Source organism: Caminibacter sp. (assembly GCF_053999135.1).
In genome coordinates this window covers 1-18,535 of sequence record NZ_JBMXVQ010000113.1, presented here as the reverse complement: position 1 = coordinate 18,535, position 18,535 = coordinate 1, and the positions used below count along the sequence as shown (strand labels likewise).

At 33.7% G+C, this 18,535-nt stretch carries 19 protein-coding genes and 1 other RNA gene; 4 read left to right on the top strand and 16 right to left on the bottom strand.

Translation table 11 applies throughout. The features are described 5' to 3' along the window. Window positions 1-93 precede the first annotated feature (93 nt). Genes ACXJH6_RS08545 through ACXJH6_RS08515 form a run of 7 tightly spaced genes read right to left on the bottom strand, consistent with a single transcriptional unit; the run spans window position 94 to window position 6,642 of the window. Window positions 94-636 carry a DAHL domain-containing protein gene (locus ACXJH6_RS08545; RefSeq protein ID WP_456471338.1) on the bottom strand — a complete coding sequence of 181 codons (543 nt, stop codon included), beginning with the start codon at window positions 634-636 and terminating at the stop codon, window positions 94-96. Continuing rightward, a complete protein-coding gene (locus tag ACXJH6_RS08540) occupies window positions 633-1,559 on the bottom strand; it encodes a cytochrome-c peroxidase (RefSeq protein ID WP_456471337.1) in 927 nt (308 codons plus the stop codon). The genes ACXJH6_RS08545 and ACXJH6_RS08540 overlap by 4 nt, the downstream gene beginning before the upstream one ends. A 12-nt stretch (window positions 1,560-1,571) precedes the next feature. Further along, window positions 1,572-2,294: a tRNA (5-methylaminomethyl-2-thiouridine)(34)-methyltransferase MnmD gene (locus tag ACXJH6_RS08535; protein WP_456471336.1), complete on the bottom strand. Its 723-nt coding sequence runs from the start codon at window positions 2,292-2,294 to the stop codon at window positions 1,572-1,574. Then, on the bottom strand, window positions 2,287-2,751 hold the full coding sequence (locus ACXJH6_RS08530) for a Crp/Fnr family transcriptional regulator (RefSeq protein ID WP_456471335.1): 465 nt from the start codon (window positions 2,749-2,751) through the stop codon (window positions 2,287-2,289). Before ACXJH6_RS08530 ends, ACXJH6_RS08535 begins: the two co-directional genes overlap by 8 nt. Then, window positions 2,748-4,274 carry a single-stranded-DNA-specific exonuclease RecJ gene (gene recJ, locus ACXJH6_RS08525; RefSeq protein WP_456471334.1) on the bottom strand — a complete coding sequence of 509 codons (1,527 nt, stop codon included), beginning with the start codon at window positions 4,272-4,274 and terminating at the stop codon, window positions 2,748-2,750. Before recJ ends, ACXJH6_RS08530 begins: the two co-directional genes overlap by 4 nt. Further along, window positions 4,268-5,902, bottom strand: a complete 1,635-nt coding sequence (gene pyrG / locus ACXJH6_RS08520) for a glutamine hydrolyzing CTP synthase (RefSeq protein ID WP_456471333.1) — start codon at window positions 5,900-5,902, stop codon at window positions 4,268-4,270. The genes recJ and pyrG overlap by 7 nt, the downstream gene beginning before the upstream one ends. A 26-nt stretch (window positions 5,903-5,928) precedes the next feature. After that, complete coding sequence (locus tag ACXJH6_RS08515) at window positions 5,929-6,642, bottom strand: spherulation-specific family 4 protein (RefSeq protein ID WP_456471332.1); 714 nt, start codon at window positions 6,640-6,642, stop codon at window positions 5,929-5,931. A gap of 86 nt (window positions 6,643-6,728) precedes the next feature. Between ACXJH6_RS08515 and rpsU the strand changes: the two genes are divergently transcribed. After that, window positions 6,729-6,941: a 30S ribosomal protein S21 gene (gene rpsU, locus ACXJH6_RS08510; protein ID WP_096258123.1), complete on the top strand. Its 213-nt coding sequence runs from the start codon at window positions 6,729-6,731 to the stop codon at window positions 6,939-6,941. A gap of 77 nt (window positions 6,942-7,018) precedes the next feature. Here rpsU and ACXJH6_RS08505 read toward each other — a convergent pair whose 3' ends face one another. From ACXJH6_RS08505 to tsaD, 6 genes are all read right to left on the bottom strand, one after another. Continuing rightward, a complete protein-coding gene (locus ACXJH6_RS08505; protein WP_456471331.1) occupies window positions 7,019-8,251 on the bottom strand; it encodes a CsgG/HfaB family protein in 1,233 nt (410 codons plus the stop codon). 1 nt (window position 8,252) lies between these two features. Further along, the gene (locus tag ACXJH6_RS08500) at window positions 8,253-9,620 is read right to left on the bottom strand and encodes a DUF6844 domain-containing protein (protein WP_456471330.1); all 1,368 of its coding nucleotides are present in this window, start codon (window positions 9,618-9,620) and stop codon (window positions 8,253-8,255) included. An 11-nt stretch (window positions 9,621-9,631) separates the two neighbouring features. After that, window positions 9,632-10,276: a penicillin-binding protein activator LpoB gene (lpoB, locus tag ACXJH6_RS08495; RefSeq protein ID WP_456471329.1), complete on the bottom strand. Its 645-nt coding sequence runs from the start codon at window positions 10,274-10,276 to the stop codon at window positions 9,632-9,634. Then, window positions 10,273-10,641: a YcfL family putative periplasmic lipoprotein gene (locus tag ACXJH6_RS08490; RefSeq protein WP_456471328.1), complete on the bottom strand. Its 369-nt coding sequence runs from the start codon at window positions 10,639-10,641 to the stop codon at window positions 10,273-10,275. The genes lpoB and ACXJH6_RS08490 overlap by 4 nt, the downstream gene beginning before the upstream one ends. After that, a complete protein-coding gene (locus tag ACXJH6_RS08485; protein WP_456471327.1) occupies window positions 10,642-12,045 on the bottom strand; it encodes a COG3014 family protein in 1,404 nt (467 codons plus the stop codon). It abuts the gene before it with no gap. 76 nt (window positions 12,046-12,121) lie between these two features. Further along, the gene (tsaD, locus tag ACXJH6_RS08480) at window positions 12,122-13,102 is read right to left on the bottom strand and encodes a tRNA (adenosine(37)-N6)-threonylcarbamoyltransferase complex transferase subunit TsaD (protein WP_456471326.1); all 981 of its coding nucleotides are present in this window, start codon (window positions 13,100-13,102) and stop codon (window positions 12,122-12,124) included. A 79-nt stretch (window positions 13,103-13,181) separates the two neighbouring features. Here tsaD and ACXJH6_RS08475 point away from each other — a divergent pair, with 79 nt between their 5' ends. The 3 genes from ACXJH6_RS08475 to ACXJH6_RS08465 all read left to right on the top strand — a co-directional run bounded on the left by ACXJH6_RS08475 (window position 13,182) and on the right by ACXJH6_RS08465 (window position 16,522). Continuing rightward, complete coding sequence (locus ACXJH6_RS08475) at window positions 13,182-13,850, top strand: response regulator transcription factor (protein WP_456471325.1); 669 nt, start codon at window positions 13,182-13,184, stop codon at window positions 13,848-13,850. A gap of 73 nt (window positions 13,851-13,923) precedes the next feature. Continuing rightward, the gene (locus ACXJH6_RS08470) at window positions 13,924-15,009 is read left to right on the top strand and encodes a sensor histidine kinase (protein ID WP_456471324.1); all 1,086 of its coding nucleotides are present in this window, start codon (window positions 13,924-13,926) and stop codon (window positions 15,007-15,009) included. 73 nt (window positions 15,010-15,082) lie between these two features. Beyond that, window positions 15,083-16,522 carry a SagB/ThcOx family dehydrogenase gene (locus tag ACXJH6_RS08465; protein ID WP_456471323.1) on the top strand — a complete coding sequence of 480 codons (1,440 nt, stop codon included), beginning with the start codon at window positions 15,083-15,085 and terminating at the stop codon, window positions 16,520-16,522. 5 nt (window positions 16,523-16,527) lie between these two features. On the opposite strand, the gene ACXJH6_RS08460 is transcribed toward ACXJH6_RS08465, so the two are convergent. The 3 genes from ACXJH6_RS08460 to ACXJH6_RS08450 form a co-directional block, all read right to left on the bottom strand. Continuing rightward, a complete protein-coding gene (locus ACXJH6_RS08460) occupies window positions 16,528-17,025 on the bottom strand; it encodes a hypothetical protein (RefSeq protein WP_456471322.1) in 498 nt (165 codons plus the stop codon). 230 nt (window positions 17,026-17,255) lie between these two features. Beyond that, an RNA gene (ffs, locus tag ACXJH6_RS08455) (signal recognition particle sRNA small type) lies at window positions 17,256-17,353 on the bottom strand. A 30-nt stretch (window positions 17,354-17,383) separates the two neighbouring features. Further along, on the bottom strand, window positions 17,384-18,535 hold a 1,152-nt coding region (locus ACXJH6_RS08450; protein ID WP_456471321.1), incomplete at its 5' end, for a mechanosensitive ion channel family protein.

Sequence of the window (18,535 nt, the reverse complement as noted above, 5' to 3'; positions counted from 1 at the left end):
CTTTTATTTCTTCTCTTATTATGCTAATATTCTCTTTGATGCTTTTCATATTGGGATACAAGCAATTTGTATCCCATTTCTTGTTTCTTTTACTTACTTTTTTTTATTTTTGACGACTAGTGAGATCTTTTTTAAAAAATCATCGTCAATAGCCGTTTTTGCCAAAAAAACAGAAGAGATTATCTTTAAAAGTTCTTTTTTCGATTTTTCAGTGTTAAAAGAGAGATAAGGAATAGAGTTTCCAAGAAACATAAAAGAGTTTTTAACCGGCATATTGTAGCGTAAAAATTCAAAAACCAAATCCTCTTTTTTCAAAAACGCTCTTTTATATTCCAAAAACCTCTCATAAGACAACTTGTAATGATTCTTAAAAAACTCATTAGACTCAAGATTTTTAATATTGCTTTTAATCCGCTTGACATCCATTGCTATTAAATCGTTGTTGTAATAAAGATACAAACTTGCGTAAAGTATATGATAATTTAATTTATTTTCCTCTTCTTTTAGGAGATTAATTTTATATAAAATATCGCTGCTGTTAACAAAATGCTCTTTTGCAAACTTATTAAAATAAAAAACTCCCGCTATTACTGTCAATCCTATTAAACCTGCTATCCATACTTTAAACGATTTCATTTACCGCTCTTTAGTATTTTAGGCATTTCGCCCGTAAGTGTTTGAAAAAAGGCATAAATAGCATCCACGTCTTTTTCTGGCAAATCTATACCTAAATTATACCTTCCCATTAACACTATAGCCTTTTTTAAATTTTTCACACTTCCGTCGTGCATATAAGGGGCCGTAACGGCTATATTCCTAAGACTCGGAACTTTATATACATATTTATCTTCTTCCCGTTTTGTAACCTCATACCTGTCTCTTCCCCTTGGAAGAGATATCTTCTCAAAAAACACACCAAGCTTTTGAAATGAGTTTCCCCCCATATTAACACCGTTGTGACATGTTACACAGCCGTATGCCTTAAAAAGAAAATATCCTCTTTTTTCTTCTTCGTTTAAAGCTTTTTTATCTCCTTTAAGATATTTGTCAAATCTGCTGTTTGGAGTAATAAGAGCTTTTTCAAATTCGGCAATAGCGTCATAAACCATATCTGCTGTAATATAATCGCTTTTATATACGTTTTTAAAAAGCTTTTTATACACAGGATTGGCATTTACTCTCTTTTCCAACAGCTCATCGGTCATATCCATCTCAAAATGGTCCTGATTTGCCATTCTGGCCTGCTCCTGTAAGGTTTTAGCCCTTCCGTTCCAAAACTGCCAGCAGTTAAATACGGCGTTAAAAGCAGGCGGGGAGTTCATAGGTTTATCAATTCTACCAAATACCCCTATTGAAAACTGTTTATTATCCGCCCCTCCAAATTGAGGCTCATGACAGGAAGCACATCTGACTTTACCGTCTCTTGAAATATTAGGGTCAAAAAAAAGTATTTTTCCTATAAAAGCTTTATCTTTATTATAATCTACGTGTTCGGGAATAGGAACAATCGGCTGTGCGTTTAACATAACGAATATCGCCAATATCAAAAATTTTTTCACAAAATCCCTTTCTTAATAAGTATAACACTCAATCCTTTTAAGCTTCTCTTCAAAATCCACCCTCTCAAAATCAAGTTCGCTTAAAGAGGCTATTGTCCCTTTTCTTATATTTTCATAAGGATGCGTATATAAATTAAACCCAAGCTTATATAAAGCGCATCTAACAGGCGTTGCCACGGAATATGTGGTTAAAACGCCTTTTGGGTTTATAATTTTTTTTATATCCTCAAAATACCCTTTAGTCCAGAGCTCTTTATTCACTTTCGGTGAAAAAGCGTCCTGATATATTATATCAACTTTTTTCAAACTTTTTATAAATTCCCTCGCATCTTTTATTTGAACATCTATTGTAACATTTTCATCTTTATAATACAAATTTTCGCTGACCTTATTTATTATATGTTTAATGGAATTAAATTCTGATGGATAATCAAAATTTTTAAGGCTTTTTATAAGATTCAAATCAAGTTCGGGAGAGATTATTTTCAGTTTAACCCCCTCGGGTCTTTTAAGAACGCTTAAAAAAGAATTATATCCAAGCCCGAAACATATATCCAAAATAACTATTTCCCCTCCGAAATAATCGTTTTTTTCAGCTACTTTAAAAGCCGGATAAATATGCTTGTATAAAGATTCTACAACAGCCCCCTCGCTTGAATGGTAACATTCGTTATATTTAAAACTCTTTAGAGTAAAACTGCCGTCTTTAGTTTTGACCCTGCTCCATTCAGTCATTTTCAACAACCTCGACCAATGCGTTAAAAAGCGTTATAACATCCTTATCTGCTCTTCTGAGGTGTTTTGTCAAGTTATAACTTATAATCCAAAGCATTTTAGAACCTATTTGAGGATAGGTATCCACTAAAGAAATAAAATCATTATGGTCGATTTCAAGTATTTTACTGTTTTTAGCCGCTTTTATAGTAGAACTTACAAGTCCCCTGTCTATTAAGTTCACTTCTCCAAAAAGCTCATCACTAGGCGCTTTAATATTGGTAATTACATATTCGTCCTCATAAACAGTAGCTTTCATAACGCTTATTTCCCCCTCTAAAAGCAAAAACGCCTTTTGGGAAAAATCGCCCTCCTTTACTATAATTTCACCTTCTCTCACATCTCTTTTAATAAAAAAATCAACCGCTATTTTATATTCCTTATCGTCCAATGTCTTAAACAAAGGATGTTCTCTCATAATATCTCCTCTATAATCAGCTGAATTTCGTTATTATAATCGTTAAAACCCACGGAAAACTTAAATTTTATATACTCTTCAAAATCTTCATCAAAATTAAAAATAACGGCTGGCAAAAAACAGTCTTCTTGAGAAAGAACAAGCTTATAATGATTGTCTTTGAGATTATAAACATATTCCACCTTAGCTTCAGCCGTAAATTTAGGTTTTGGATTACCCTCTCCATAAGGCTCAAACTCTTTTAAAATTTCATATAAATCATAATCTATTTCTTTAAAAGGCAGTTCTCCTAAGACAAAATCCTCAATATAAAAATCTTCTTTTTGATATTTTTTAACTTTTTCGTTAAGTTTTTCTTTTAAAAATTTTAAATTTTTCTCTTTCAGTTTCAATCCGCAAGCCATTTTATGGCCGCCAAACCCTTCAAGAATATCCGAACACTCCTCAACCATTTCAAATATATCTATATTTCCAAGACTTCTGCCGCTTCCTTTATAACCTTCGGCAGTTTTACTTAAAACTATAGCCGGTTTTTTATAGCGGTGAACGAGTCTGCTTGCTATTATTCCTACAACACCTTCGTGAAAATCTCCCTCAACAACCAAAAAACCGTCACTTTCGTCAATTTTTATCTGTTCAAGAATATTTTTTTCTATCTCTTTTCTTTTATTGTTTATCCCGTCAAGCTCAAGCCACAATTTAAAAGCCTCTTCATCGTTTTGGGAAATTAAAAACCTAAAAGCCAAAGAGGCATGACTTACTCTTCCAGCGGCATTAAGACGCGGTGCCACCTGAAAAGCTATATCTTCGCTTTTAAGCTCCTTTTGAAAAAATCTTTTTATAGCCGCACTAAAAGGTTTTAACGCCCTATTTAATCTTTTAAGCCCCATATTAACAAGGGTTCTGTTCATATGAGTAAGGGGCATAACATCTGCTATAACGGCAATGGAGAGCATATCCAAAAATTCCCTTAAATCGGTATTTAATTTCATTTGATGTTTTAAAGCCGCACATAAATACCATGCAACCTCAGCCCCGCATATCTCCTTAAAAGGAAAATCGGGGGATGTTTTAGGATTAACGATTGCGTAAGCTTTTGGAAGGTTATCACAAGAAACAGGGGTGTGATGGTCGGTTATTATTAAATCTATTCCTTTTTCTTTACATATTTTAGCGGCTTCAAAAGAAGTAATACCGTTATCTACGGTAATTATCAAATCGGCTTTTATTCTCTCAAGCAGTTTTGGACTAAGGCCGTATCCCTCTTCAAACCTGTCTGGAATAACTATTTCAAAATTATCGTAAAAGTTTTTAAAAAAAAGATGCATAATAGAAGAACTAACAACCCCGTCAACGTCGTAGTCCCCAACAACAACTATTTTTTCTTTTTTCTCAACAGCTTTTTTTATGCGTAAAGAAGCTTTTGTTATATCGTTTAAAAGAGAAAAATGGGGAAGATTAAGAGAACTTAATTCCTCTATCCTGTTTGAGAGAATTCTTCTGATTTTATCTTTTGTCAGCATCTTTTACATTTATATGCGTTTTCCACAAAAGACATAATTACCTTATTGGGATTTTTAAGTTTATTGGTAAATTCCGGATGAAACTGAACCCCTACAAACCAAGGATGGTCTTTAAGCTCAACAGCTTCTATAAGCCCTTCTTTACTTTTACCGCTTACAAGCATACCGTTTTTTTCAAGCTCTTTTTCATAAGCGCTGTTAACTTCGTATCTGTGGCGGTGTCTTTCTATTACTTTATCCGTTTTATAAGCCTCATGTAGTTTTGTATCCGGTTTAATCAGACACTCGTATCCCCCAAGCCTCATAGTCCCGCCAAGAGGAGATGTATGCGTTCTTATCTGTTTTTGTCCGCTAGCGTCAATAAATTCGTCTATAAGATATACTACAGGCTCGCTGGTATCAGGGTCAAACTCCTGAGAATTGGCGTATTTAAGCCCTAAAACGTTTCTGGCGAATTCTATAACAGCCAGCTGCATTCCAAGACATATACCAAGATAAGGTATTTTGTTTTCCCTGGCGTATTTAATGGCTTTTAATTTACCCTCAACTCCTCTTTCCCCAAAACCTCCGGGAACCAGAATACCGCTAACTTCCGAAAACGTTTCGGCCATTTCCTCTTCGCTCATTTTTTCAAGTTTTTCACTGTCCACCCATTCTATATCGACTCTCATATCAAGATGAGCCCCACTGTGGATTAAAGACTCTATAAGAGATTTATATGATTCTTTAAGCTGCAGATATTTTCCTACAAACGCTATTTTCACCTCTTTTTGAGGAGATATGATTTTTTTAACCAGATAGTTCCATTCACTCATATCCGGATGAAGTTCACCTAAATCAAGCTGTCTGGCAATAGGCTTTAAAATATCTTGATTTAAAAAATTTAAAGGCACCTGATAAACGGTAGGAGCGTCAACCGCCTCAATTACCGAATCTCTTTCTACATCACAAGAGTCTGCCAGTTTTTCTTTTAAAGATTTTGGAAGGGGTTTTTCCGTTCTGCAAACAATCATATGAGGAGTTATTCCTATACGTCTGAGTTCCTGAACGCTGTGCTGAGTGGGTTTGGTCTTAAGCTCTCCGGCGGCTTTAATGTAAGGAATAAGAGTTACATGAACAAACATGGCGTTATTTTTTCCTACTTCGTGTTTAATCTGTCTGACGGCTTCTAAAAAAGGCAGTCCTTCTATATCCCCGACAGTTCCTCCAAGTTCAACAACTACTACGTCAACATCTTTTGCGACGTCTTTTATTCTTCTTTTAATCTCATCCGTAATATGAGGGATAATCTGAACCGTTTTTCCAAGATAATCTCCGCGCCTTTCTTTTTCTATTACGCTTAAATATATCTGTCCTGTAGTAAAGTTATTTTTTTTGCTTAAATTCTTATTTAAAAACCTTTCGTAATTTCCTATATCCAAATCCGTCTCAGCCCCGTCTTCCGTTACAAAAACCTCTCCGTGTTCAAAAGGAGACATAGTCCCGGGGTCGACGTTAATATAAGGGTCTATTTTTACCATTGAAACTTTAAGCCCGCTATGCTGCAAAAGAGTGGCTATCGAAGCCGATGTTATACCTTTTCCAAGAGAACTTAAAACACCGCCCGTTACAAAAATATATTTTGTCATTTATTCCCTTTTTTATTGAAATTATATCATTTTAATAATTTTATTTCCTCATCAAAATAACCAGGAAGCGTATCGTAAGGATTACTCCCGCTATCATCCGTCACATAAAGATACCTGCATCTGTATTTATATAAAATGTCTTTCATTTGAGTCTCATTTGCGTCATATACAATAATAGAGGATTTATCAGTATATGTTTCACACGTTTTATTTGGAATTAAAGAAGCATTTCCTTCATAAACAACAATATTATCCGCTAAAGAAAAATAAACGGCGTTTGGCATAGTCCCGGGATTTAAAACAATGTAATAATCCCCTTTTGATAAAATATAGTCTTTAAGGTCGCTGTAATAATCATAATGAACCGCATCACTGGTAACTTCATCTATAAAAAAGCCTTCTATCTTGGGATAAAATTCTATCCATTTATCTATTTCGTCTTTAACTATTTCTATATTTCTTTGAGCGTAAGTGGTATATACATATCCAACCGGTTTCTTGCCTTTTGCAATCAAATCTTCTATTTTATGGGTATAAAAACTGTCTTTACTGTCCCCAGGACCGTTGTCGGGATTTACAATAGCCACAATATCCGCATCAGCGTCTATTACTTTTTGCCATAAATCACTGTCATAAAAATAAGCCGGTATTATCAATCCCCTATTAGAACTCTCCTTTACAACGCTAATCCCGCAACTAGTTAAAAACAATATCCCTATAAGAAGGAAATATTTTTTCATAACCGTCCTTTTTAGTTTCAATTTTATCACATTTTATGATAAAATGCGGTTTGCAAAACAAATTTTGAAGAAAGGTGGTGAGAGCAGTGCCAGGAATCGTAGTACATCCGGGAGAAGATTTCGAATCTGCTTACAGAAAGTTTAAAAGACAGGTTGACAGAAACCTTATCGTAGTTGAAGTTAGAAAAAGAAGATTTTACGAACCTCCAAGCGAAAGACGCAAAAAAGAAAAAATCGCTACTCGTAAAAAAATCCTTAGAAAACTTTGGATGCTTAGAAGATACGAAAGCAGATTATAATCTGCTTTTTTTCTTTTTTCTTTTATTAAATTCACAGACACTGTTTTTAAATTTTAAACAAAAAAGAAAAAGACCCCTTATTTACCAAAAACGGCATCAAACATAGAGTCTTTTCCCTCGTTATTGATTTTTTTAGCCTCTTTTTCCGGTTTTCTCAAAACAGCCCCCGTCACAGCTTTTCCTTCTATTACTCTTCCATGGGAAATTTTCGGAAGCACTTTTGTGATTTTTACTTTTCCTATATATTCTTCATCTCTTCCTAAATATTCTTTAGTATAAGGGTCATACAGTTTTTCTCCAAGGGCGTATACCTCAAACACGTCGCCTTTATGTATAAACTTACCGCCCATATTAATCAAAACCCTTTTTCCTGAAACCCTTATTATTTTTGGAGGATATATATTAAAAATAATCTGCTCTACCAATACCTGTGCTATTTTATCTGCGGCTAAAGCCACTATGCTCTCAGGTCTTGTTTTATTCTCCGGAATATCAAACTCAATATCAATCGTATCTGCCCATTTTATCTGCTGAGTAGGAATATTTAAAATTCTGTAACTTATAGTCGCATATCCTTTTTTTTCGCTGAAACTTCTGCCCGTATAAGAAATTGTCTGAGTTTTTTTATCTATTCCGAAATCCAAAATTTTTCCTATTACGAAATAATCCGCCCCGAGCCTTTTTCCAAGCCTTGCAAGCTCAACCGGGTCCGTATTAGGATTTAAAAGAAAATTTTTTTCAAATTCGTAATATTTACTGTTTTCCCTGTCAAGAACGGTAAATTTTCTTGTCTGTGTCAATTTATTCACTATTGCCTGATTTATTCTGTCGCTGAGGGCTTTGCCATCAACCGCCACACCGTAAAAAGAGTAACTTTTTTTATATTCAAAAGGAATAACGGCAACCGCTCTTCTGTTTCTCGGATTAAGACCGGGGGATTTATATTTGTTAACAACCCTTGTTTTGGTAACGCTGACTTTAGCCACAAATTTATGAGGAGAAATCTCCTCAACGCTGTCTATTCTAAAACTATCCACTCTTCCCTGGGTAAGTTTGTCTATTTTAGACTGATAAGTAAAAACCGAAACGCTTTTTTTATCTCCCTCGACTAAAACATCCTGATTAATACTGCTTTTTTTTATATATACCCCGTTTAACTGACTCAGCGCCTCTATTAAAGCGTTATTAACCGATTCTTCACGACTGGTGCCATAACCTGTACCGGTAATTATTTTTTCCGTTTTTACGCTGTAAACTTCTCCAAAAAGCATTCCCGAAATAAGTCCCAAAAGAAAAAAAAGTTTTTTCATACTAAAAATCCTCTACATCGTTTATAATTTTAGATTCTCTGTTTATTTCAGGCGCTGCGTGATTTTGATGAACTTTTTGAACTTTCGGTTTATTAATAATATTTTGGGAATTTTTCATTTTAATATATCTGTTAGCGTTATTAAACTGTCCGTAACTCCATGTAACTACAGACCCTACGTAAACCAGGTTGTTTTTATCTTTATAATCCCAGTTATAAACTTCGCTGGTACCTTTTAATCTGAAATTGGAAGTGGCTTTAATCTTTTTAAAATATTTATCAATTGTGTCTTTTATATCTTCTTTGATTTTTTGTACATCTTCCGAACCAGCTCCAAGAGTAGTGATTTTTTTTGCTATTTCTTCGTTTTCCGATTCCACATCCTGACTTTCAACCGCCTGAATATTGGTTTTTATAAAATCTCCTATATAAGATTCAGCCCTCAACTTGGCTTTTCTTTTGGCTATAGCTATTTTTTTCATATATCTGGTTGGATTTTTGGTATTTAAAACGACAGACCACATTCCGTAAGATATAAGCATAGGTCTTCCCTGTTCGTCGTAAGTGTAACGAAGACCTATTTCTTTGAGATAATCCTCTTTTGTCTTAGGCAAAATATCTCTTAGCGATTTAGGTTTTCCCCTGACGTTTGTAGGTCTGCCTCTTGCTATATCTTTTGCAAACTGAATGGTTTTAGGAGACTGAATGGCTATAACGGCAACTTTAGTGGCTTTTCCCATTCCCGTATCCACAGTAGCCACTTTAACACTAAAAGGCACAAGTCCCGACATACTGTTAAAAGCCTCTTTTGCGATAGATGTAGAAAAATTGTCTTTAAAAAGCTGTTTTTTCTGCTCCACCGTCATTTTTTTCAGTTTTTCGGGAGAGACGCCTTGTTCTATAAGCTTTTGGTCTAAACTGTTTTCAACAACATCTAAAAATTTATCTATAATAACGGCGATTTTACCTTTTTGAGCCATATCTTCGGCTTCTTTTAAAGGAGGAAATTTATCGGCATTAGTGGAATCATCCTCAAACGTTTCATAAAGTTTTTTAACACTCTCTTTTCCAAACGTTTGCAAAATAAAATCAGCCTGCATATTTAACAGGGCTTTTTCATAAGCTATTACGAGTTCTTTTACATATGCCGGGTCTAAAGGAGATACGTTTACAACGGCTTCGCCGTAAAAAAACATTCTTCCTTTTTTATCCGTTACCCCAAAAGGACCGTATTTTTCTACAAATTTATCTTTCCAAATCTCTATGGGGTCTGCATTATACTGTTGAATATTATTAGATTTTACATCTACTTCCGAAGCTCCAAAAAGCAATACACAACCGATTAACAAATTTCCTATTATTTTTTTCATATTCTATCCTTTTACCATGGAGCCGAATCGGCACTTCCGGCTTTTGAGATAACTTCTTCGCCCTCCCAAAAAGCAAGACCGCTTGTTACGTCTGTAAGACTCATCTGAATATAATAATCAACTCTCTGTTCTCCGTTTGGAAGAGGTGTCACCCTTTGGATAATCTTACCGGAAAGACTTAAATCAGGAGCTATAACAGTCCCTTTCTTGGCAATCGTTTTTTGGTTAAATTCATCGTCTTTTCTAAGCTTTCTAAGCTCATAAGTAGCCTTGTCTTCAGGTCCCCCGGCTCTAACAGCAGTTGTTACGATGAATTTTCCGCTGTTTAAAAGGGCTATTCTTATTTTTTTAACAAGCTGGTCTATGTCTATTCTCTGAGTTGTGTCGTTTGTAAAATCGCTTATCATCAAAACAAGAGGTTTACCCTTTTTTTTCATTTTAACCTCATACATTCTGTTAAGATAAGGCGATTTAAGCATGGATTTTACCAGTTTCATAGCCGCTTTTTCAAAATCCTCATATTCAAGGGCCAGTGTCGCAGGTTTTGAAACACCCTGCTGGCTGTTGATATATCGAACCTGTGAAGAGGAAGAAGCACATCCGCTAAAAAGAGCTATACTCACACCTATAGATACCGCTATTAAACTTTTTTTCATTGTTCCTCCTTCATTTCAAATTTAAAATCATAAGCCCTTGCATCACTTGCTATTGATGTTATCTGCTTTGTTTCTTTGGGATTTAAATAAAGCCTCTGCCAAGGCTCTTTATAAAGTAAAAAACCATCTTTATCAAACCATACGAATCTATACTGCATTTTTTGAGGCTCATCGGTATTGTTTTTAACCGTTACGGCAACCTCTAAAAGAGAATTGTAAAACCTGCTTTTTTGGTTAACAATAAAAACTTTTTTATAAAGCTGAGGATTGTTAACCTCAACTTTATTTTCATACGCCACATTACTAGCACCGCTTCCGCACCCTACAAAAAAAGCCGCTAAGGCTAAAAAAATAAACTTTCTCATTTAAAACCTTTGATAAGAGATTATAGGCTCGCTTGTTTTTTTAGGAATGGTAACAAACACTATATAGCTGCTGTTAGGGTCCGTTTTAAGTTCATATATCTTTTGACCATCAGGAGTCGTTATTACAAGCTTATCGGACGTTTGAACCTTAGCCACGTCAAACTCCTTAGGCAGCCTCTGCCATATTCTCGTATCGGCCCTGTTCATAGCACCTTGATATAAAGCACCCAAAACCCCTCCCATAACACCGGCCTTATCTTTTAACTGCTTTTGAATTACCGTTTGAACAACCGTTCTGGTAATTGCTCTTGTAACTATAACAGGAAATCTTTTTTTAAATTCCGTTTTAACTATTCTGTCCATAGAAGCCACTCTTTTTGTCTGAGCCTGTTCTTTTCCGTTTGAAACGCTTAAATACGCATAAGCCCTTTTTCTCATTTTTAAAGTAGGAAGTGCTATACCCGTATAATAAACGTTGTTTGAAAATAAAAACAGAGGAATGTCTATTCTTAATTCTTTTTTTATAGGACCCTCGCCGTTAAAAAAAACAACCCATGTATAATTCTGTCTTCTTGCGGCAACAGAGCCTTTCATTTTATCCGCCATTTTAAAATCGTCAAGAACGTAAACATCCCCTTCATCAAGTCCTTTAATCATACCGTAAGTCTCTTTAAATAAATCCGTAGCCTTAGCGTAATCTCCCTGATTTAGAAAAAAAACGCCGCTTAAATAAGTAACAAAAGGGTTTACAAAATCCGGATACGGTTTAAAAGCAAACAAATTCGTATATTTTTTTTCAATCGGCTCAAGCGTTTTTTTATTAGACGCCGCCGAAGAGATATCAAGTCCTTTTTTGTTTTTAAGTTTTTTTTGAGACTCTTTTTTTAGTTTTTCTTTTTCTTTTTGAATCTCTTTTGCAAAAAACTCTTTTGCCCTTTGCTGTCTTACAAGAGCCCTGTTAAACTCAACCCTTGCGTTTTGCATATCGCTTAAATCGATAAAATCGATACCTTTATATGCGTTTACCATAATTTTTTCGTAAATTCTCGGTCTGTAGTCCATAAAAGTATCGTTTGTAAGAGTCGCCCCTGCATTTGCAAGAATTTTTGAGCCCAAAACCTCTTCGTCATATTTTTTAATAAGTTTTTCCGCTTCATCGAAATAATAAACGCTGTCTTTATAAGACTCAACATAATAACTAACGGTCCCGGCTTCATAATCCCAAAGCAAATCGTCGGTTTTATTTTCTTCTTTGTATTTATTAAAAAGTGCCTGATATTCAGTTTTTGTAGAAGCGTTTTTAGCCTCTTGAAATTTAGAAGATTTTCCAAGATTGCTTATGGAGTTGCTACATCCCAAAAACAAAAACCCGGCAGCTAAAACAGCAACACTCTTTTTTACCATCCTTTTCATCCTTTCTCTAAGAATTAATAGACTTTAATTGTATAAAAATTTAAATTAATTTTCAATTAACAAACATCTAACATTTATTAAACTCTACTCTTGGCATAATTTTTAAATTTTTATAATCGGTAAACATTTTTTGATTATACATCTCAACCCCAGCCCTTGCTATCATAGCGGCGTTATCGCTTGTATATTTCATTTCAGGATAATATAGTTTAAAATGAAATTCGTCTGAGAGTTTTTCAAACTCTTCCCTTAAAGCTAAATTTGCACTCGCACCCCCCACTATAGCGAAATGTTTGGGTTTATATTTTTTTACAGCCCTTTTTGCCATAAAAATCAGATGCTGTATCGCTTTTTTTTGAAAAGAAGCCGCAATATCTTCTTTTTTGTATCTCTTTTCCTCAATAGCAAGCCTTACGGCGTTTTTAATGCCTGAATAGCTAAACTTGATATCGGAAGAGTTTTTAAGGGGAAGCGGCAAATCAACAATACATTCTCCTTTTAACGCAAGTTTTTCAATCACGGGACCTCCCGGATATCCAAGCCCCAGCATTTTTGCCACCTTGTCAAAACTTTCACCGAAACTGTCATCAAGGGTAGTGGCTATTTCGCAAACGTTTTTTATACCGTTAAAATTAAGTATTTTAGTATGACCGCCGCTTACCAAAAGCACCATCATAGGTTTTATCTCTTCTTTTTCTATAAACAGGGAATAAATATGACCTATTAAATGATTTACCCCTATTAAAGGCTGTTTTAACGAAATAGACAGAGCTTTTGCCATAATCACTCCCTCTTGAAGAGTAACGCTAAGCCCCGGAGCGTTTGTAACCGCAACCGCTTTTAATTTAGGAAAAAAATCTTTTGTTTCCTCCAAAATTTTAGGCAAAGCTTCGGCATGAAGTCTGCTTGCAAGTTCCGGTACCACTCCTCCGTATTTACTGTGTTCTAGTTCTTGAGAAACTTTTTTATGAAAAAGAAGCTTTTTTGTTTTTATATCCATAACGGCTATGCTTGAATCATCGCAACTGCTCTCAATGGCTAAAATCATAAAATTTCCTTATATATTAATTTTAAATGTATTTTAACATTAATTTTTTATTATAATATTAAAACAGAAAGGAGCTCCTATGAAAGTATTACTAATAGAAGACGATGAAAAACTGTCAAAAGCGATAGAAGAAGGCTTAAAAAAACAAAACTTTAGAGTAGACGTTGCAAAAGACGGGGAAGAGGGATTATATCTGGCAAAAAACAACCAATACGATGTTATGATTATAGACTGGATGCTTCCTAAAATAAACGGTATAGAACTTATAAAAAAACTAAGAGAACACGAAATATTCACCCCGGCTTTAATTTTAACCGCAAAAAGCGATATAGACGACAAAGTGGAAGGGTTAAGCGTAGCTGACGATTATCTGACAAAGCCGTTTGATTTTGATGAGCTGATAGCAAGACTCAAAGCTCTTTTTAGAAGAAGTAAAAAACTTCCGGAAAATATTATTAAAGTAGGCGATTTGGAAATGAACCTCGATACGAAAGAAGTAAAAAGGGCGGGAAAACCTATTGAGCTTATGGCAAAACAGTTTGAGCTTTTAAAACTTTTAATGATTAACAAAAACAAAATAGTAACTCCCGAAATGATAGAACAAAACTTATGGGAAATGAACGAAGAGAGACACTCAAACGTAATTACGGCCCATATTTCTTATATAAGAAAAAAAATAGACAAAGGATTTGATAAAAAGCTCATAAAAACAATCAGAGGCATGGGTTATAAAATAAGCGATGAATAATTTTAAAAACGAACTTTTTTATAAATACGCTTTAGTCGTTTTTTTAATTATCGCCTTTTTTGAAGGCGCTTTAATGTTTGCTTTGATAAAATCATTCGATACTCATTTAAAAGACAAATTAACCATAATAGCTTCTCAAATAGACCCTAAAAACTTTAATAAATCCACTCTTTTAGATTTGCAGCACAAATATAAGGTTTTTCCCCTTTTTGTCAGAATAACTACGATAAACAGCGATAAATTCAAACAAAACATAAAAGAGGGATATTCCACAAATACAATAAACACGCCTCTTAAAAAAGAAAAAGTTTTAACCTATACTACAGTAAAAGACAATTCGATTATACAAATATCCACGCTTTACTCCACCAATGACGATAAAATTTCTATTATAAAATTTATTTCGATAGTAATTTCTTTTGTAATATACCTCATTGTTTTGCTTGTAGGCTATAAATTTATAGACACCATTGCAAAACAGATAGAACTTACCTTTAAAAAACTTAAAAATTTCAATTCAAACGTTTCCCATGAACTAAAAACCCCTCTTGCCATTATGAAAAGCGAAATAGAAGTGGCTTTAATGAATGAAAACAAAGAATGCGATAAACTTCTAAAAAATATCCTTGAAGAGATAAACTATATAAACGATATAACGGAAAAACTTCTTTTTTTAACAAAAAACTACCAACAAAATAATTTTGAAAAAGTGGACTTAGAAGAGCTTATTTTTGAGCTTTATGAAAAATACTCCAACAAAATAGAGTTCACATTCGATTTTGGAGAAGACGATTATGAAATTACGGGAGATAAAACGCTTCTTAAAATAGCTTTAGGAAACATTATAGAAAATTCGATAAAATACGGAGCCGATAAAATAAACATTACCCTTAAGAAAAACAAAAACAAAATAATTTTAACGATAAAAGACAACGGAATAGGTATTCCAAAAGAAAAACTCCCCTTTATTTTTGATGAATTTTACCGAGTTGACGAATCCCACAATAAAAGCATAAAAGGATTTGGACTAGGGCTTAGTATTGTAAAAAACATATTAAATCTTCATAAAGCCAAAATCAACGTAAAAAGCGAAAAAGGAGTAGAGTTTATTATTGAATTTCCGGCAGCAAATCAAAAAAGTCAAAAAGTGGGCTTATGAAACACACCGGAATATTAAGTGTACAAAACATTGAAAAAGGCGCAAAATTCGTATTTAAAATAAGGAAATCGATGTGAAATCATTGATATACCATGAACAAACTAAACACTATCCCAATAAATTCGCAAAATCTTTAGGATACCTTGACTGGGAAAATCAGCCAAACCCATATAAAAGTTACTATAAAGCTCCAAAAATTCCTCTAAAAATTTCAAATCCCAAGCCTATGCCCTATGAAAAACTGTATATAAAAAATTTTCCTAAAGAGATTAACATCGATACCGTTTCTCAGTTTTTTGAATACTCTTTGGCATTAAGCGCTATAAAAGAATATATGGGTTCAAAATGGATGGTTAGAATAAATCCTTCAAGCGGAAATCTTCATCCGGAAGAGAGTTATTTAATTACGGAAAAAAACGTATATCATTTTAACGTAAAAAATTTTGCCCTTGAAAAAATAGCAAAAAGCGAGGAGGTTTTGGTAGAAAACGGAGTAGTATTTATCTTAACTTCCATTCCCTTAAGGGAATCTTGGAAATACGGGGAAAGAGCTCTTAGATACTGCCTTCTTGACACCGGACACGCTATAGCCGCCGCAAGGTTCAGCTCAAATCTTCTTGGGTGGAAAATGAAACATATCACCGAATATGCTGATGGCGAACTTGAAAAGCTGATAGGGCTTGATAAACAAAACTTTTACAAAAACGAAGAAGAAATTTTTGAAGCGGCTTTTTATCTTTACACCGATAAAAAACCAAAAATCAATTTTAAAGCATTTAAAAAACTTGAATTTTTACTGGATTATTCTCCTCTTACCAAAAATTCGATAAGATGGGATATTGTTTTCAATACTTCAAAACATCTAAAAAGAGAAGAATCTTTTACCCCTGAATTTAAAGATTTTCCAATCTCTTTTTCACCTTCGCTTTTTAATGCGTTTGAAATTATAAAAAACAGAAGAAGCGCCCTTGATTTCAAAGATGTATATATTAAAAAAGATGAATTTTTGGATATTTTAGATAAAAGCCTTCCTAGAAACATTTCTCCTTTTGATACAAACGCCGGACTTAACAAAATTGATTTTGTAATATTCGCAAACCGGATTGACGGGCTTGAAAACGGAATATATTATCTTGACAGACAAAATAATACGTTGGATATCATTGAAAAAGGTGATTTCAGCCAAGCCGCCAAGTTTATAAACTGCTCTCAGGATTTAGGAAAAAATAGCGCTTTTAGCATATCAATGGTAATAAATAAAAGCGAAATAAAAAAAGATTACCATTATAAACTCGCAATGTTTGAAGCCGGGATGATAGGTCATATTTTATATTTAGAATCTGAAGCAAAAAATCTAAGAGGATGCGGCATAGGGTGTTTTTTTGACGATTTGATTAGTATTGATATTCTAAACAATCCAAACATATTAAGTTTATACGGATTTAGTATAGGAAAACCTATATTGGATGAGCGGATTATTCCGATAAAAGCAACACAGGGAAGGTTGCTTTAAGCCAATTATTTTATCACTTTATATCTGTCAAGCTCTCTTTGAATATCGCGCATAGCCTGTTCTATTTTGCGAATATATTTTTGAATTCTTTCTTCATGAAGATGTTTTTTCTCTTCAAGTTCAACTTCTTTTTTAACTAAATCGTTTTCTTCCATTACCAGATTTTGATATTTTTCTTTTAATTCGGCAATTCTTGCTTTTCTTTGACTTAACTCTTTTAAAAGTCTTTGTCTGTCTCTCTCAAGCATTTCAATTTCTCTATCCGTTTCCGCCTCAAGAGTTTTTTGCATAATTCTTTTTAAATGATTGTTTATATCTTTTATTCTTGCTTCATTTTCTTTAATTTCTCTTTGAATAGCTAAAAGCTCCGTTTCTATTTCTACAAGCCTGTTTTTAACAGGTTCTAATTCAGATTCTATTTCAGCAAGCTTTTTTTTCTCTTTTTCAAGCGCTTTTTGCAACTTTTTAACACTTCCTTCTAACTCTTGTACGAATACTTCCATATTCCCCTCCTTAAATTTTTATTATATTATATAATTTTACATAACATTTGTCAATGTATTTTAGTAATAATGACTAAATAAGCTCGGCAAAAGAACAAATTTTTAAACATTTCGTAAAAGCTAAAAAAGTGCAAACCGCTACGCTTTAGTTACTTTATTTAGTCAGTGCCATTTTAGTAAGTAAACCATAAGTAAATTATAAGTGTCTGAGAGTGTATATGTATATATTAAAGACCCCAGAAACCTGCGGCACAGGAGCGATGGAGGTGCTCTGCTCCCTTCCGGGCCTGAAGCGTTGCCTCCACCGCCCCTTGCACAGGGCTGGGGCAATTGAAATTATATCATAATTTTTCCGTTTTTAATCTTTTTTTATTTTAATTTCAAAAGGCACGCTGTCTTTTATATGTAAATCCTGCTGAGGAAAAGGAATTCCTATACCCGCATCGTTTAACGCTTTATAAATCATTTTTAAAAATTCGCTTTTTGTGCGTCTTGGTCGTCTAGCGTATTCCCCTTTAACCCATACAAAAAGTTCAAAATTAAGAGAGCTGTCCCCCATTTCTATAAAAATCACCCTTGGAGTTACATCAAACTTTGGATGTTTTTTTATATAAGGAAGATTTGATTTCTCAAGTGCTTTTAAAACAACCTTTTCAACTTCTTCTGTTTTTACTCCGTATTCAACCCCGAAAGGCACCCTGAACCTTACCGTATCATCGTTTAAAGTCCAGTTTATTACATTGTTTTGAATAAAAGTCTGATTGGGAATAATCAAATCAATATTATCGTTCGTTCTTATAATGGTGGAACGCATTGAAATATCAATAACTTCCCCTTTTGTGTTTTCATCAATCTGTATATAATCCCCAACTTTCATGGAATTTTCAAACATTAAAATAATTCCGCTTATAAAATTGCTGACAATATTTTGAAGACCAAAACCGATACCTACAGACAAGGCACCTGCAATAATGGTAAGAGAGCTTAAATCAAGCCCTACGGCCTTTAGCGCACTCAAAAAAGAAACGGCAAGAACGGCATAATAACCGAAATTCCCAAGCAGTGTTGCAACCGAATGGGACATTTTATATTTTTTTCTTATTTTATAAATAAAATTTTTATAATATTTCCCGATATACCAACCCAAAATCAAAATAAAAAAGAATAATACAAAATTAACAGGAGTTATTGTTTTATCCCCAACATTAAAAAGAGGATAATTTATTATCTGTTTAATTTTTTGTAGCGTAATAAAAGCTTCTTTTTTAGTATTGTAAATAATAATTTTAGACCCAAACGTTTGTTTTTCAATATCTCCTATGATTTCAGTTACGGCCTGATAATACTCTTTTCCTATATTTTTTGAATAATTTAATAAAACATTATCACTTTCTAAAGCTTTTTTATTACGGTTTTTTATATAATTCAACCCGATAATAAGCTGATTTTTAAATAATTCTCTATATATTTTCTGTTGTTTTTTCTCATAAAACCTTATTTTTTTCTGTAT